The organism is Teichococcus aestuarii, from assembly GCF_042651065.1.
GTDB classification, from domain to species: Bacteria; Pseudomonadota; Alphaproteobacteria; order Acetobacterales; family Acetobacteraceae; genus Pseudoroseomonas; species Pseudoroseomonas aestuarii.
Genome location: NZ_JBHSCH010000003.1, coordinates 59,003 through 73,630, shown reverse-complemented (window position 1 = coordinate 73,630; position 14,628 = coordinate 59,003). Strand labels below are relative to the sequence as shown.

The following is a 14,628-nucleotide window of genomic DNA, read 5'->3' as shown; positions in this document are numbered from 1 at the left end:
GCGCCGGCGCCAACCGGCCGGTAAGGCGCGGCGTGGCAGGCTGCGGCCATGTCCGAGCCCGACCTGCCGCTAACCGCCCATTAACTGGAAGGCCATCCCCTGCCGCCGCTGCGCCCTGCCACCGTGCGGCGCGGCTGGATGGACGAATCGCCCGATGGCTTCGCCTATCGCTGCCTGCCGCTCACCGCCGCCAACGGCCATGGCTGGGAGGTGCAGGGCCAGACCGGCTTCGAGGCCTGGTGGAATGGCGGGGCGGCGCCGGAGGATGTGGTGATCCGGGTGCTGAAGCCGGGCGGGCTGGCGCCGGCCAGCCATTTCGGCCTCGGCGTGCTGACCTTCCCGCTGCCCATGCTGCTGCGCACCGCGCCGGGGCAGGTGCTGTGGGTGAGCGGGCCGCCCAATGCGCCGAAGGATGGCATCGCCCCCCTCACCGGCCTTGTCGAGACCGATTGGGCGCCGATGAGCTTCACCATGAACTGGCGCTTCACCCGCCCGGACCATGTGGTGCGCTTCCGCCCCGGGGAGCCGGTGGCCTTCTTCTTCCCGCTGCCGCGGGACCTGCTGGCCCGCACCCGCCCCGAGACCCGGCCGCTGGCCGACAACCCGGCGCTGGCCGCCGCCCATGCCGCCTGGAGCGAGGGCCGCGGCCGCTTCAACGCCGCGCTGAAGCAGCCGGACAGCCCCGAGCGCGTCCAGGGCTGGCAGCGGGACTACCACCACGGCCAGCGCGCCGCCGGCCACCCAGCCCGGCCCCGCGCCCGCCCCTTCCCCGCGCCGGGCGGGAAGCCGCCGGCCTAGACGGGCAGCGTCACCAGCGCCGTCAGCCCGCCCCCGGGGCGGTTGCGCAGCACCACGTCGCCGCCATGGGCGCGCAGGATGTTGCGGGCGATGGGCAGGCCGAGACCGGTGCCGCCGGTCTCCCGGTTGCGGCTGGTCTCCAGCCGGCGGAAGGGCTGGAACACGGTCTCCAGCGATTCCTCGGGAATGCCGGGGCCGTCATCCTCCACCCGCAGCCGCAGCAGCGCCGCCTCGGCGCCGGTGCCCGGCCCCTCCAGGCGGAGGCGGGCGCTGCCGCCATAGTTCAGCGCGTTGCCCACCAGATTCGCCAGGGCGCGCTTCAGCGCGATCGGCCGGCCACGCACGCGCAGCCGCTCGGGGCCCTCATAGGCGGTGGTCTCGGGCGCCAGCTCGGGCCGCGCATCCGCCGCCTCGTCCAGCACGGTGCGGCAGAGCGCGGCGAGGTCGAGCGGCACGGAGGGCTCGGTGGCGGAATCGTCGCGGGCGAAGGCCAGGGTGGCGTTCACCATGGCCTCCATCTCATCGAGGTCGGCCAGCATCTTGCGGCGCTGCTCCTCGTCCTCCAGGAACTCGGCGCGCAGCCGCAGGCGGGTGATGGGGGTGCGCAGGTCGTGGCCGATGGCCGCCAGCATCTGCGTCCGGTCGCCGACGAAGCGGCGGATGCGCTCGGCCATGGTGTTGAAGGCGCGGGCGGCGGTGGCCACCTCCAGCGGCCCGTTCTCCGGCAGCGGCGGCGCGTTCACGTCGCGCCCCAGCCGCTCGGCGGCGCGGGCGAGCGCGGAGACGGGGCGCGTCAGCCGCCGCGTCGCCCACAGGATCAGCGCCAGCGCCGCGCCGGTCATCAGCGCGAAGGCAAAGAGGAAGGTCTCGGAATGCCAGGGCCGCGGCGGCGGCAGGGCCATGCGCATATTCAGCCACAGCCCGTCCGGCAGTTGCATGGCCAGCACCAGCATGCCCGGGCGCGGCCCGCCCGCCACCAGCGCCTCGCGCGGGCGGAAGCGCGCCGGACCGGCGGTGACGAGATCCAGCCGGAACAGCCGCACCAGCGAGGCCGAGGCGCGCGGCATGCCCGGCCGCACCGCCGGCAGGTCCGACAGATCGGCGATCAGCCCGGGCGGCAGGTCGATATCGTAGAGCATCGCCTCGCGCCGGTCGGGCGGCGCCAGCAGCACGGTGCGCCAGACGCCGAAGGCGCGCGCGCTGATCTCGCGCGAGAGGGCGAAGCGTTGCAGGTCCACGCGGTCGAGCGCGTGGATGGTCAGCCCCGCCGCCTGCACCATCATGAGGGCCAGCGTCAGGAACACCGCCGTGCGCCCGGCCAGGCTGCGCGGCAGCAGGCGGTGAATCATGGGCGCCGGCCGGGGCCGTTGTCCTGGCGCATCGCTCAGCCGGCCGCCCCGGCCGGGCGGGGGCCGGCGGGCGGCTCGCCGCCGGGCCGCTCCGCGCCACCGCGCTCGGCCAGCTTCTCCACCGTCGCGGCCAGCACGTAGCCGCCGCCGCGCACGGTCTTGATCAGGCTCGGGTTGCGCCCGTCATCCTCCAGCTTGCGCCGCAGGCGGGAGACGGCGACGTCGATGGCGCGGTCGAACGGCCCGGCCTGGCGGCCGCGCAGCAGGTCCATCAGCATGTCGCGCGTCAGCACCCGGTTGGGGCGCTCGACCAGCACCATCAGCAGCTCGTACTCGCCCCCCGTCAGCGAGACCTCGACGCCATCCTGGTTCAGCAGGCGGCGCCGCGCCGGCTCCAGCGTCCAGCCGGCGAAGCGGATGGAGCGGGCGGGCGGCTCCTGGCTGGCGCCGCTCTCGCCGCTGGCGCGGCGCAGCACGGCGCGGATGCGCGCCAGCAGCTCGCGCGGGTTGAAGGGCTTGGCCACGTAGTCATCGGCGCCGAGCTCCAGCCCGACGATGCGGTCCGTCTCCTCGCTCATCGCCGTCAGCATGACGATCGGCACGTCGGACTGGCTGCGCAGCCAGCGGGCGAAGTCGAGCCCCGATTCGCCCGGCAGCATCAGGTCCAGCACCACGAGGTGGTAGCGGCCGAGCGGCCAGAGCCGCCGGGCTTCCCGCGCATCGCGCGCGGCGGTGACGCGGCAGCCCTGCCGCTCGAGGAATTTCGACAGCAGGTCGCGGATCTCGCGATCATCGTCCACGACCAGGATATGCGGGGGCGGTTCCATGAGCTCGACCATAGAGGCGATATGGCGACGTTGCCTGGAAGGCATGTTACAGGCTTTTGCCACCGCGCGCCCTGTTGCGGTTCGTATCATTCGGCAGCGAAAAACATGCCTCGTGCGGCGCGAAGCCTGGCCGGCCTTCCGCCCGGCCAGGCGGCATGGCATCCTGCGCCGGAAGAGACCTGCGCCCGAAGAGACAGGGGTGCCGCGCCCCGCGCCCGCGAGGAACCCATGGCCATCCTGCCCTTGCGCCGCAAGGAAAGCAGCCCGCCCCGGACGGCGGCGGCGCCCCCCGCGCCTCTCCACGCGCCTCCTCTGGTGGTGCCGGACGACATCAGCCTCGCCCCCAGCATCCCCCCGCCGCGTCGGGAGGACCGCCGCGCCCGCCCGCGCGACTGGCTGCGTGTGGGAGTCGTGGCGCTGGCGCTGCTGGCCGCCGGCACCGCCCTGGCGGTGAGCGCCCCGCGCGAGCGGGATGCCCCGGCGGTGGTGGCGCACCGGCGCTTCCTGGCGGGCTTCGGCGTGGCCGGCCCGCAGGCGCCGGCCGGCCTGCCGGATCTCTCCGCCCTCGGGCTGCGGCTGGACAGCGCCAGCGAGGCCGGGGGCGGCCTCTATGGCGGCTATCGCGGCGCCGGCGGCTGCCGCCTCGGGCTGTGGCTGGGCGGGCGAGAGGCGGTGCCGACGCGCATCCCGCCGGGCTGGCGCACCGCCCTGCTGCCGCACGAGGCCGGCGTGCTGTGGCTGGCGGCCGAGCCGGGGATGCAGCCCGCCCGCTTCGCGGCGCTCGCCGCCGCCATCGGCCAGCCGGAGGCGGCGCCGCCCGCCTCTCCCCTGGGCGAACCGCCCTGCCCGGACTGAACCCTCAACAGCCGCCCGCCTGGGCGCTGGAAGGCATTGCCGCCCTCTGCCGGCTGGATGCGGATTTCGCCCGCATCGAGCCGGCGGCCGGGCCGCTGCCGTGGCGCAGCCGGCCGCGCGGCTTCGGCGGCCTCGCGCGCACCATCCTCGGCCAGCAGATCAGCAACCAGGCGGCGGGAGCCATCTGGCGCCGCTTCTCCGCCCTGCCCGGCGCGCTGGAGCCGGCGGGGCTGCTGCAACTGACGGACGAACAGTTCCGCGCCGCCGGCCTCTCCCGCCCCAAGGTGGCGCATCTGCGCGGGCTGGCCGAGGCCTGCCTGGCCGGCACGCTGCAACTGGAGGCGCTCTCCGGCATGGCCGACGCGGTGGCCATCGCGCATCTCTCGGCGCAGCGCGGCCTCGGCCCCTGGACGGCGCAGGTGCACCTGATCTTCGCCGAGGACCGGGCGGACATCTTCCCCTATGCCGATGTGGCCCTGGCCGCCGCCGCCCAGCACCTGAAAGGCCTGCCGGCGCGGCCGGGGCCGAAGGCGCTGCTGGCCCTCTCGGCGGCATGGTCGCCGTGGCGCTCGCTAGCGGCGCGGCTGCTCTGGCACCACTGGCGGCACGTCACCGGCCGCCCGGCGGGCGAGGAAGCCTGAGCCGCGCTTGGCATGGCTGGTCGGCGTGACCATCGCGTGACACTGTGCGGCGCATCATGCCGAGCCCCCGCCTTTCCGCCCGTGTCCACGCCACGGCCGCGCCGCCCATCCCCACCGCCCGCGCCTGGGCCGCCCGCTACGACGGCGGCGCCGGCCCGATGCTCGACCTCACCCAGGCCGTGCCGGGCTACCCGCCGCACCCGGCGCTGCTGGAGCGGCTGGCCGAGGCGGCCGGCAGCCGCGCCTGTGCCGGCTACGGCCCGATCGACGGCGACGCGCCGCTGCGCGAGGCGCTGGCCGCCGACCTCGCCGCCACCTATGCCGCGCCCATCAGCGCCGGCGAGGTCACCATCACCGCCGGCTGCAACCTCGCCTTCACCATGGCCATGACGGCGCTGGCCGGCAGCGGCGACGCCGTGCTGCTGCCGACGCCCTGGTACTTCAACCACCGCATGGCGCTGGAGCTGCTGGGCATCACCGCCCTGCCCTTCGAGACCCGCGCCGAGGACGGCTTCCTCCCCGACCCCGAGCGGCTGGCGGCGGCGCTGACGCCCGAGACCCGCGCCGTGGTGCTGGTGACGCCGAACAACCCGACCGGCGCCATCATCCCGCCCGACACCATCGCCCGCATTGCCGGGATCTGCCGCGCCCGCGGCGTCTGGCTGGTGCTGGACGAGACCTATCGCGACTTCCTCCCCGAGACCGGCGCGCCGCCGCACACCCTGTTCCAGGACCCGGGCTGGACGGAAGGGCTGGTGCATCTCTATTCCTTCGCCAAGTCCTACTGCATTCCGGGGCACCGCGTCGGGGCCATCGTCGGCGGCGGCGCCTTCCGCGCGGAGCTGCTGAAGGTGGTGGACACCATGCAGATCTGCCCCGCCCGCGCACCCCAGGCGGCGCTGGCCTGGGCCATTCCGGCACTGGCCGGGTGGCGCGCCGGCAACCGCGCCATCATGGCCGGCCGCGCCGATGCCTTCCGCGCCGCCATGGCGCGGGCGCCGGGCTGGGCGGTCGATGCGCTGGGCACCTACTTCGCCTATCTACGCCTGCCCGCGGGGCAGCCGGACGCCATGGCCGCCGCCGAGGCGCTGGCGGCGCGGCACGGGCTGCTGACCCTGCCGGGGCCGTTCTTCGGGCCGGGGCAGCAGCGGCACCTGCGCCTTGCCTTCGCCAATGCGGAGGAAAGCGCGCTGGCCGAGGTCCCGGGGCGGCTGAACGCGGCGCTGCGACGCTAGGAAAGCCGCCCCGCGGGGCGACGCCGAACGCGCGGTGTTCGTCCTCCCCGAAATCTCGTACAACAGGCGGCGCACCCGCACCGCTTCGGACCCCCGCGGCTCTGGGGGCCCGGTCGGCGGATGTTCCACCCGGGGGACTGGGATACAGGCATGGCTGAAGATCCCTACAAGGTTCTGGGCGTTCCCCGAGACGCGACGCCTGACGCCATCAAGCAGGCGTATCGCAAGCTGGCCCGGCAGCACCACCCGGACCTCAACCCCGGCAAGCCCATGGCGGAAGTACGCTTCAAGGAAGCCTCCGCCGCGCACGACCTGCTGTCCGACCCGGAGCAGCGTGCGCGCTTCGACCGGGGCGAGATCGATGCCGCGGGCCAGGAGCAGCGCCCCCCGAGCAGCTACCGCCGCCATGCCGAGGCCGCGCAGGGCGCGCGTTACGGCGACGCCGCCCACGAGGACACCTTCGAGGACTTGTTCGCGGAGATCTTCGCAGCCCGGCGGGCGGCGGAGGCCGCCCCCCGGCGCGGCGACGACGCGACCTACAAACTGGCCGTGCCGTTCCTCAGCGCCGTGCAAGGCGCCACCGAGCGCCTGACGCTGCCCGATGGCCGGGTCCTGGACCTCAAGATCCCGCCCGGCGTGGTCAGTGGCAGCGTCCTCCGCCTCCGGGGAAAGGGCGAGCCCGGCCGCAATGGCGGCCCTGACGGCGATGCCCTGATCGAGCTCGAGGTCGGAACCCACCCCGAGCTGCGCCGCGAGGGGATGGATCTGCACAAGGACCTGTCCGTGAGCCTCAGGGACGCGGTGCTGGGCGGCGCCGTTCTGGTCTCAACCCCGTCCGGCACGGTGCGCGTCACGCTGCCGCCGCACACCGACACGGGCCATCTCATCCGCCTGCGCGGGAAGGGCGTGGCGGCCCATGCCGGCCACCCGGCCGGCGATCTGATCCTGTCCATCCGGGTCGTCATCGGGCCTCCGGATGCGGCGCTGGAAGCCTTCCTGCGGGACTGGCGGCCCGCGCCCGTGGAGAAGCCGGAAAACGCGCCGGAACCGGGAGCGAAGGCAGCGCCATGATCACGCTCGACATCCTGCTTGCCCGGTTCACCACCCTGGACCCCGGCGACCTGCACCGCTGGATCGCCCAGGGCTTCGTTCGCCCGGAGGTCACGGAAGGCGAACTGCGCTTCGAGGAGATCGACGTGGAGCGCGTGCGGCTGATCCTCGACCTGCGCGACGTGCTGGAGGTGGATGAGACGGCGCTGCCCGTGGTGCTGTCGCTGGTCGATCAGGTCTATGCGCTGCGCCGCCGGCTGCGGCAGCTTGAGGGCGGGTCGCGTCTGGGTGGGGAATAGAAGGCCGGGGGAAGGAATTCCCCCGAGCCCCCATCTTCTTTCTGCAAGTTCTCGGGCGAGGCATCTTGCCCTGCGGGATGACAGGAAGGACATTCGCCGCCACTCGGCTCCGCCGATGCCAGGACAGGCAGAAGGACCGCCACCATGACCCTCCTCCAGACCGACGCGCGCGGGCTGCGCCGCCGCATGCTGCTGGCCGGGATCGCCGCCGGAGCGCTGGCGCGCCCGGCCGTGCTGCGCGCCCAGGGCAGCCCCATCCGCATCGGCGAGATCAATTCCTACACCGCCCAGCCGGCCTTCCTCGGGCCGTATCGCAATGGCTGGCTGCTGGCGCAGGAGCAGGTCAACGCCGCCGGCGGCATCGGCGGCCGCCCGCTGGAAACCGTGTTCCGCGACGATGCCGGCCGCCCCGAGGACGCGGTGCGACTGGCCGGCGAGCTGCTGAACGCCGAGCGCGTGGCGCTGCTGGCCGGCGGCTACCTCTCCAATGTCGGCCTCGCCCTGGCCGACTTCGCCCGGCAGAACAAGCGCCTCTACGCGGCGAGCGAGCCGCTGACGGACGCGCTCGTCTGGTCGCGCGGCAACCGCTACACCTTCCGCCTGCGGCCCAGCACCTACATGCAGGCCGCCATGCTGGTGGAGGAAGCCGCCAGGCTCCCCGCCAAGCGCTGGGCCACGGTCGCGCCCAACTACGAATACGGGCAGTCGGCGGTGAAGTGGTTCCGCGAGCTGCTGAAGGCGAAGCGGCCGGATGTGGAGTTCGTCGGCGAGCAGTTCCCGGCGCTCGGCCGCATCGATGCCGGCGCCACGGTGCAGGCGCTGGAGCGGATGAAGCCCGAGGGCATCTTCAACGTCACCTTCGCCACCGACCTGCTGAACTTCGTCCGCCAGGGCAACACGCGCGGCCTGTTCGAGGGCCGCGCGGTGGCCTCCATGCTGAGCGGCGAGCCGGAATACCTGGAGCCGCTGGGCGAGGAATGCCCGGATGGCTGGATCGTCACCGGCTACCCGCGCGACGACCTGGACAACCCCACCCACACCGCGCTGCGCGACGCCTACCGCGCCAAGTACAACGAGCTGCCGCGCTGCGGCTCGATCGTCGGCTACGACACGGTGCAGGCCATCGCCGCCATGCTGCGCAAGGCGAACAGCACCGAGACGGAGGCGATGGTCGAGGCCTTCAAGGGCATCCGCTACCAGACCGGCTACGGCACGGGCGAGGTGGAGTTCCGCGCGCTCGACCACCAGGCGACGCTCGGCGCCTTCGTCGGCCGCACCAAGCTCGAAGGCCGCCGCGGCAAGATGGTGGACTGGCGCTATGCCGACGGCGCCAACTACCTGCCCGGCGATGAGCAGGTGCGCGCCTGGCGGCCGCAGGAGTAGCACCGCCTTGGAAGCCCTGGCCGTCCAGGCGCTGGCCGGACTGGCCAGCGCCTCCTCCCTCTTCCTGGTGGCCTCGGGGCTGACGGTGATCTTCGGCGTCAGCCGCATCGTCAACTTCGCCCATGGCAGCCTCTACATGCTGGGCGCCTTTCTCGCCTGGACTTTTGTGAGTCACGGGCCGCTCGCGGAACTCGGCGGCTTCTGGGGGTTCTGGGGGGGCGTGCTGCTGGCGGCGCTCTGCGTGGGCGCGCTCGGCGCGGCCCTGGAGATGACGGTGCTGCGCCGCATCTACCACGCGCCGGAGCTGTTCCAGCTTCTCGCCACCTTCGCGCTGGTGCTGATCGTGCAGGATGTGGCGCTGCTGCTCTGGGGTGCCGACGACAAGTTCGGGCCCCGCGCGCCGCTGCTACGCGGCGCGGTCGAGATCCTCGGCCTGCGCTTCCCGCGCTACGAGCTGTTCCTCATCGCGGTGGGGCCGGTGGTGCTGGGGCTGCTCTGGCTGCTGTTCCACCGCACCCGCTTCGGCATCCTGCTGCGCGCCGCGACGCAGGACCGCGAGATGGTCTCCGCCCTCGGCGTCGACCAGCGCCTGCTCTTCACCGCCGTGTTCTTCCTCGGCGCCGCCCTCGCCGGGCTCGGCGGCGCGCTGCAATTGCCGCGCGAGGCCGTCACGCTGCACATGGACATGGCCATCATCGTCGAGGCCTTCGTCGTCGTCGTCATCGGCGGGCTTGGCAGCCTGCCCGGTGCCTTCCTGGCGGCGCTGCTGATCGGCGAGCTGCACGCCTTCGGCATCCTGGTCTTCCCGCGCATCACGCTGGTGCTGGTGTTCCTGGTGATGGCGGTGGTGCTGGTGCTGCGGCCGCACGGGCTGCTGGGCGCCCCGCCCGGCGCGCCGCCCGCCAGCGAGCAGGCGCCGCCCCTGCCCCGCCCGCTGCCGCGTGGCCTGCGGCTGGCCACGCTCGGCGCACTGGCGGCGCTGCTGCTGGCCGCGCCCTTCCTCGGCGACTACCCGCTGATCCTGCTGGCCGACTTCGCCATCTTCATCCTCTTCGCCGCCAGCCTGCACCTCATCATGGGGCCGGGCGGCATGGCGAGCTTCGGCCACGCCGCCTATTTCGGCGCCGGCGCCTATGCCGCGGGGCTGCTGCTGCGCCACCTCGCGGCGCCGATGGAGATGGGGCTGCTGCTGGCGCCCTTCGCCGCCGGGCTGGTGGGGCTGCTCTTCGGCTGGTTCTGCGTGCGGCTCTCCGGCGTCTATGCCGCCATGCTGACGCTCGCCTTCGCGCAGATCGCCTGGAGCGTCGCCTTCCAGTGGGTGGAGGTGACGGGCGGCGACAACGGCCTGCTCGGCATCTGGCCGAGCAACTGGGCGCGCGGGAAGCTCGCCTTCTTCTATCTCAGCGCCGCGCTCTGCGGCCTCGGCGTGTGGCTGCTGCGGCGGGCCATCCACGCGCCCTTCGGCTTGGCGCTGCGCGCGCAGCGCGATTCCGCGCTGCGCGCCGAGGCCATCGGCATCGACGCCTTCCGCATCCGCTGGCTGGCCTTCGCCTATGCCGCCGCCTTCGCCGGGCTGGCCGGCGCCCTGTTCGCCTTCGGCAAAGGCAGCGTGTTTCCCACCTACCTCGCCATCCCGCGCAGCGTCGATGCGCTGCTGATGGTGCTGCTGGGCGGCGTGCAGACGGTGAGCGGGCCGATCCTCGGCGCCATTGCCTATGCCGGGCTGCAGGAGCAGCTGGCGCGCGTGACGGAGCTGTGGCGGCTGCTGCTCGGCCTCGTCATCCTGGCGCTGGTGCTGTTCTTCCCGCGCGGCCTCGCGGGCGCCCTGGCCCAATGGGGCGAGAAGCGGGCATGAGCATGCCCCTTCTCGAGGCCGAGGGGCTGATCAAGGCCTGGGGCGGGGTGCGCGCCGTGGATGGCGTCTCCTTCGCCCTCGCCCCCGGCGAGATGCTGGCACTGATCGGCCCCAACGGCGCCGGCAAGAGCACCTGCTTCAACATGCTCAACGGCCAGATCCGCCCCGATGCCGGGCGGGTGCGGCTGGGGGGCCGGGACATCACCGGGCTGCCGCCGCGCGCCGTGTGGCGGCTCGGCGTCGGCCGCACCTTCCAGGTCACCGCCACCTTCGGCTCGATGAGCGTGCGGGAGAATGTGCGGGCCGCGCTGCTCTCCCATCACCGCCGGCTGCTCGGCCTGTGGCGCCCGGCGGCGCGGCTCCACACGGCGGAGGCGGAGGCGCTGCTGGACCGTGTGGGCATGCTCGCCCAGGCCGACCGCCCCTGTGCCGTGCTGGCCTATGGCGACCTCAAGCGGCTGGAGCTGGCCATGGCGCTGGCCCACAGCCCCCGCCTGCTGCTGATGGACGAGCCCACCGCCGGCATGGCCCCCGCCGAGCGCGGCGCGCTGATGCAACAGACCGCCGCCATCGCGCGGGAGGCCGGTATCGCCGTGCTGTTCACCGAGCACGACATGGATGTGGTGTTCGGCCATGCCGACCGCGTGCTGGTGCTGGAGCGCGGGCGCCTGATCGCCGCCGGCGCGCCGGAGGAGGTGCGGGCGGACCCGCGGGTGCGGCAGGTCTATCTCGGCGGGGGGCGGTTCTGATGCTGGCGGTGGAGGGGCTGCACGCCCATTACGGCCGCGCGCACATCCTGCACGGCGTCTCGCTCACCGTGGCGGCGGGCGAGGTGCTGTGCCTGCTGGGCCGCAACGGCGCCGGCAAGAGCACGACGATGAAGGCCATCATGGGGCTGGTGCCGCCCAGCGCCGGCACGGTGCGGCTGGAAGGGGGGCGGCTGGAAGGGAGGCGGCTGGAGGGGCGCGATCTCGCCGGGCAGCCGCCGCACGCCATCGCCCGCGCCGGGCTCGGCTATGTGCCGGAGGAGCGGCGCATCTTCACCGGTCTCACCGTGCTGGAGAACCTGGAGGTGGGCCGCCGCCCGGCCCGCGCCGGCCTCGCGCCCTGGACGCCGGAGCGGCTCTTCGCCCTCTTCCCCAGCCTCGGCGGGATGCGCCACCGGCCGGCCGGGCGGATGAGCGGCGGCGAGCAGCAGATGCTCACCATCGCCCGCACGCTGATGGGCAACCCGCGCCTGCTGCTGCTCGACGAGCCCTCCGAGGGCCTCGCGCCCGTGGTGGTGGAGCGCATGGCCGAGGCCATCCTGGCGCTGAAGGCGGAGGGGCTCTCCATCCTGCTCTCCGAGCAGAACCTGGCCTTCGCCGGCGCGGTGGGGGACCGCGCCTGCATCCTGGAGACCGGCACGCCCCGCCAGACCCTGCCGATGCCGGCGCTGATGCGGGATGCGGCGCTGCGGGCGCGCTACCTCTCGGTGTGAAGCGGGCGGCGCCTCAGAGCAGCGCCCAGGACGCCACCCAGCCGAACAGCCAGCCGCCCAGAATGCCCAGCACCGCGCCGAGCATCACCTCGCGTGCCAGGGCGTGCAGCCGCGTGCCTGAAGAGGAGGAGGACGCGGGCAGGGCAAGCTGCCCTGCCCGCGTCATGCCGGGCTGCCGCTCGGGGCGTCTCGCATACCACCAGGACGGGGGGGCCGCCGGGGGAAGGCGGTTCCAGGTGGCCGGGACGGGGGCGTGGGGGAACGGCATCGGCATGACCGGATGCGAACATAAATAGAACATGAAGGCAAGTGGCCTTCGCCGTTCTACCCCGGAAAAAGAGAACAGACAGGGAAAATTTTTGGAGAGGGGCCGGAACGACCCCGCCCCTCTCAGCCGCCGCCGATCTCCCCCAGCACCGCGTCCACCGCCGCCAGGAAGTGCTCGGCATGCTCCTGGCGGAACACCAGCGGCGGGCGGATCTTGAGGATGTTGGCATGCGGCCCGGCGGCGCTGATCAGCACCCGCCGCTCGCGCAGCCCGTTCACCAGCCGCGCCGTCTCGGCCGTGGCGGGGGCCTTGGTGGCGCGGTCCGTCACCAGCTCGACGCCGACGAACAGCCCGGCGCCGCGCACGTCGCCGATGAGGGCGTGCCGCTCCGCCAGCTTGCGCAGCCCCGCCGCCAGGAAGGCGCCGGTCGTGCGGGCGTTCTCCACCAGCCCCTCGCCCTCGATCACCTCCAGCACCGCCTGCCCCACGGCGCAGGAGACCGGGTTGCCGCCGAAGGTGTTGAAGTAGCGCGTCGCCTCCCCGAAGCGGGCCAGGATGTCGGGGCGCGAGACCATGGCGGCGATCGGGTGGCCATTGCCCATGGGCTTGCCCATCGTCACGATGTCCGGCACCAGCCCGTGGCGCTGGAAGCCCCACATCGCCTCGCCCGTGCGGCCGAAGCCGGGCTGCACCTCGTCGGCGATGAACAGGCCGCCCGCCTCGCGGATCGCCGCCACCGCCGGCGCCAGGAAGCCGGCGGGGTCGGCGAACACGCCGTCGCTCGAGAAGATGGTGTCCACCAGCAGCGCGGCGGGGGTGATGCCGCTCACCCGCATGTCGGCGATGGCGGCGCGCACATCGGCGGCGAGGCGCTCCGCCACGCCAGGGCCGCCGCGGTAGAGGTCGGGCGCCGGCACGGTGCGGACATGGGCGCCGAGGGTGACGTGGCTGCCGAGCGAGGGCGACATCTCGGAGATCGCCACCGTCACGCCGTGATAGGCGAGGCTGGTCACGATGAAGCCGGTGCCGCCGGTGTGGCTGCGCGCCACGCGGAAGGCGAGGTCGTTCGCCTCGCTGCCGGTGCAGGTGAACATGACGTGGCCGAGCGGCTCGGGGAAATAGCCCAGCAGCTTCTCGGCGTAGTCGAGGATGACGGGGTTCAGGTAGCGGGTGTGGGTGTTCAGCGTGGCCGCCTGGCGCGCCAGCGCCGCCACCACATGCGGGTGGCAGTGCCCGACGCTGGCGACGTTGTTGTACACGTCGAGATAGGCGTTGCCGTCCGGGTCGTAGAGCCACACCCCCTCGCCGCGCACCAGATGCACCGGGTTGGCGTAGAACAGCCGGTAGGCAGGGCCCAGCAGCTTTTGCCGGCGGGCGATCATCGCCTGCTCGCGCGTGCCGACGCCGTTGGTCGCCTTCGGGTCGTAGGCGTTGATCATGCTCATGCGGTCAGGGCCTTTCGCAGGTAAGCCTGGGCCTCGGCGCGCGGCAGGGCGCCCAGGCGGCGCAGCCCGGCGAGGCTGCGCGGGTAGTTGCGCAGGATGTAGGGCGCGTTCTCCGGCTGCCGCGCCGCGCGCCAGCCGCTGATCGTCACCGCCACCGCCATGCGCGTGGCGATCAGGTCGGCCAGGATGGCGACCTCCTCCTCCGCCAGCGGGCAGATGCCGTGGAAGGCGGCGGCGAGCTGCGCCGGGCCTTCCAGCGGGTGGCCCTCCTCCGCCATCTGGTAGGCGGCCGCCGTGGCCAGGTCCTGCACCAGCGGCGCGCGCACCATGTCGCCGAAATCGATGATGCCGGCCACCACGTCGTCCCGCGCCGCGTCGGCCAGGATGTTGTGCGGGTTGAAGTCGTTGTGGATCACCTGCCGCCGCAGCCCGGGCAGCACCGGCAGGGCATGGGTGGCGAAGCGCTCCAGCACCGCCCCGGCCAGTGCGCGGTCCTCGGCCCCGGGCAGCTGCGCCACCAGCGGGCGCAGCCGCAGCGCGTGCTGGATGTCCCACATCAGCGCGTGGTCCTCCGCCGGGTGGCGGAACGCCCGCAGGGCGAGGTCGAGCCGCGCCAGGGTGGCGCCCACGGCGGCGCGCTGCGCCGGGCCGGGTGCCGCCAGGTGCAGCGGGCGGCCGGGCAGGTAGTCCAGCACCCGCACGCGGCAATCGGGCTGGCCTGGGCGGCGCCACAGCGCCTCCGGCCCCTCGCCCGAGAGCGGCGGATGCAGGCGCGGCACCGGCAGGGTGGCGCCCGCCACCGCCAGGTGCAGCAGCGCCCGGCTCTGGAAGTCCGAGACCGCCGGGTCCTCGGCCGGGTGGATCACCTTCAGCACGTATTCGGCGCCATCGGCGGCGCGCAGGTGGAAGTTGCGGTCGCGCTCGCCGGTCAGCGGCCGCACCGCCACCGCGAGGCCGAAGCGCGCCTGCGCCAGGGCCGCCACCTCCGCCTCCGTCACCGCCGGGGGGGCGGCATCGAGCACGGCACCCAGCTCATCCCCCGGAACCTCGTCCTGTTGCATTCTGGCCGCCACGGTCCGTCCTTCTGCTGAATCGTCGGCGGCATCATGCGCCGGCGCGGCGCCCGCGGCCATGGGGCGGCCT

15 protein-coding genes are annotated in these 14,628 nt (G+C 73.8%); 10 read left to right on the top strand and 5 right to left on the bottom strand.

The genetic code is table 11. From position 1 onward, the window contains the following. Positions 1–84: 84 nt before the first annotated feature. Positions 85–798 (top strand): DUF6065 family protein, encoded by a 714-nt coding sequence (locus ACFOY6_RS02380; RefSeq protein ID WP_379648797.1) that lies wholly within the window; start codon positions 85–87, stop codon positions 796–798. Here ACFOY6_RS02380 and ACFOY6_RS02375 read toward each other — a convergent pair. Both ACFOY6_RS02375 and ACFOY6_RS02370 read right to left on the bottom strand, forming a co-directional pair. Then, the gene (locus tag ACFOY6_RS02375) at positions 795–2,147 is read right to left on the bottom strand and encodes an ATP-binding protein (RefSeq protein ID WP_379634021.1); all 1,353 of its coding nucleotides are present in this window, start codon (positions 2,145–2,147) and stop codon (positions 795–797) included. The two genes, ACFOY6_RS02380 and ACFOY6_RS02375, sit on opposite strands and share 4 nt — an antisense overlap. Before the next feature lie 35 nt (positions 2,148–2,182). Beyond that, positions 2,183–2,974, bottom strand: a complete 792-nt coding sequence (locus ACFOY6_RS02370; protein WP_245906430.1) for a response regulator — start codon at positions 2,972–2,974, stop codon at positions 2,183–2,185. Between the two features lie 228 nt (positions 2,975–3,202). Between ACFOY6_RS02370 and ACFOY6_RS02365 the strand changes: the two genes are divergently transcribed. The 9 genes from ACFOY6_RS02365 (at position 3,203) to ACFOY6_RS02325 (ending at position 11,772) form a co-directional block, all read left to right on the top strand. Beyond that, entirely contained in the window at positions 3,203–3,829 is a 627-nt protein-coding gene (locus tag ACFOY6_RS02365) for a hypothetical protein (RefSeq protein ID WP_379648707.1), read from the top strand. Further along, a complete protein-coding gene (locus ACFOY6_RS02360; protein ID WP_379648795.1) occupies positions 3,817–4,470 on the top strand; it encodes a DNA-3-methyladenine glycosylase family protein in 654 nt (217 codons plus the stop codon). The genes ACFOY6_RS02365 and ACFOY6_RS02360 overlap by 13 nt, the downstream gene beginning before the upstream one ends. Before the next feature lie 56 nt (positions 4,471–4,526). After that, on the top strand, positions 4,527–5,705 hold the full coding sequence (locus ACFOY6_RS02355; protein ID WP_379634017.1) for an aminotransferase: 1,179 nt from the start codon (positions 4,527–4,529) through the stop codon (positions 5,703–5,705). A 150-nt stretch (positions 5,706–5,855) separates the two neighbouring features. Beyond that, a complete protein-coding gene (locus ACFOY6_RS02350) occupies positions 5,856–6,776 on the top strand; it encodes a DnaJ C-terminal domain-containing protein (protein WP_379648705.1) in 921 nt (306 codons plus the stop codon). Further along, a complete protein-coding gene (locus ACFOY6_RS02345; RefSeq protein WP_379634015.1) occupies positions 6,773–7,054 on the top strand; it encodes a hypothetical protein in 282 nt (93 codons plus the stop codon). The genes ACFOY6_RS02350 and ACFOY6_RS02345 overlap by 4 nt, the downstream gene beginning before the upstream one ends. A gap of 144 nt (positions 7,055–7,198) precedes the next feature. After that, entirely contained in the window at positions 7,199–8,437 is a 1,239-nt protein-coding gene (locus tag ACFOY6_RS02340) for an ABC transporter substrate-binding protein (protein ID WP_379648703.1), read from the top strand. 7 nt (positions 8,438–8,444) lie between these two features. Then, complete coding sequence (locus tag ACFOY6_RS02335; protein ID WP_379648701.1) at positions 8,445–10,292, top strand: ABC transporter permease; 1,848 nt, start codon at positions 8,445–8,447, stop codon at positions 10,290–10,292. Next, complete coding sequence (locus tag ACFOY6_RS02330) at positions 10,289–11,041, top strand: ABC transporter ATP-binding protein (protein WP_379648699.1); 753 nt, start codon at positions 10,289–10,291, stop codon at positions 11,039–11,041. The genes ACFOY6_RS02335 and ACFOY6_RS02330 overlap by 4 nt, the downstream gene beginning before the upstream one ends. Further along, positions 11,041–11,772, top strand: a complete 732-nt coding sequence (locus ACFOY6_RS02325) for an ABC transporter ATP-binding protein (protein ID WP_379648697.1) — start codon at positions 11,041–11,043, stop codon at positions 11,770–11,772. The genes ACFOY6_RS02330 and ACFOY6_RS02325 overlap by 1 nt, the downstream gene beginning before the upstream one ends. A 13-nt stretch (positions 11,773–11,785) precedes the next feature. On the opposite strand, the gene ACFOY6_RS02320 is transcribed toward ACFOY6_RS02325, so the two are convergent. The 3 genes from ACFOY6_RS02320 to ACFOY6_RS02310 form a co-directional block, all read right to left on the bottom strand. Next, on the bottom strand, positions 11,786–11,938 hold the full coding sequence (locus ACFOY6_RS02320; protein ID WP_181378172.1) for a hypothetical protein: 153 nt from the start codon (positions 11,936–11,938) through the stop codon (positions 11,786–11,788). A 224-nt stretch (positions 11,939–12,162) separates the two neighbouring features. After that, complete coding sequence (locus ACFOY6_RS02315; protein WP_379634011.1) at positions 12,163–13,485, bottom strand: aspartate aminotransferase family protein; 1,323 nt, start codon at positions 13,483–13,485, stop codon at positions 12,163–12,165. After that, on the bottom strand, positions 13,482–14,546 hold the full coding sequence (locus ACFOY6_RS02310; protein WP_379648695.1) for a phosphotransferase: 1,065 nt from the start codon (positions 14,544–14,546) through the stop codon (positions 13,482–13,484). Before ACFOY6_RS02310 ends, ACFOY6_RS02315 begins: the two co-directional genes overlap by 4 nt. Between the last annotated feature and the right edge of the window lie 82 nt (positions 14,547–14,628).

What these genes read in the sequence shown, in the direction of transcription:
- ACFOY6_RS02375 (WP_379634021.1), bottom strand. Translation starts at nt 2,147, where the DNA reads ATGATTCACCGCCTGCTGCCGCGCAGCCTGGCCGGGCGCACGGCGGTG.
- ACFOY6_RS02370 (WP_245906430.1), bottom strand. Translation starts at nt 2,974, where the DNA reads ATGGAACCGCCCCCGCATATCCTGGTCGTGGACGATGATCGCGAGATC.
- ACFOY6_RS02365 (WP_379648707.1), top strand. Translation starts at nt 3,203, where the DNA reads ATGGCCATCCTGCCCTTGCGCCGCAAGGAAAGCAGCCCGCCCCGGACG.
- ACFOY6_RS02355 (WP_379634017.1), top strand. Translation starts at nt 4,527, where the DNA reads ATGCCGAGCCCCCGCCTTTCCGCCCGTGTCCACGCCACGGCCGCGCCG.
- ACFOY6_RS02350 (WP_379648705.1), top strand. Translation starts at nt 5,856, where the DNA reads ATGGCTGAAGATCCCTACAAGGTTCTGGGCGTTCCCCGAGACGCGACG.
- ACFOY6_RS02345 (WP_379634015.1), top strand. Translation starts at nt 6,773, where the DNA reads ATGATCACGCTCGACATCCTGCTTGCCCGGTTCACCACCCTGGACCCC.
- ACFOY6_RS02340 (WP_379648703.1), top strand. Translation starts at nt 7,199, where the DNA reads ATGACCCTCCTCCAGACCGACGCGCGCGGGCTGCGCCGCCGCATGCTG.
- ACFOY6_RS02330 (WP_379648699.1), top strand. Translation starts at nt 10,289, where the DNA reads ATGAGCATGCCCCTTCTCGAGGCCGAGGGGCTGATCAAGGCCTGGGGC.
- ACFOY6_RS02325 (WP_379648697.1), top strand. Translation starts at nt 11,041, where the DNA reads ATGCTGGCGGTGGAGGGGCTGCACGCCCATTACGGCCGCGCGCACATC.
- ACFOY6_RS02320 (WP_181378172.1), bottom strand. Translation starts at nt 11,938, where the DNA reads ATGACGCGGGCAGGGCAGCTTGCCCTGCCCGCGTCCTCCTCCTCTTCA.
- ACFOY6_RS02315 (WP_379634011.1), bottom strand. Translation starts at nt 13,485, where the DNA reads ATGAGCATGATCAACGCCTACGACCCGAAGGCGACCAACGGCGTCGGC.
- ACFOY6_RS02310 (WP_379648695.1), bottom strand. Translation starts at nt 14,546, where the DNA reads ATGCAACAGGACGAGGTTCCGGGGGATGAGCTGGGTGCCGTGCTCGAT.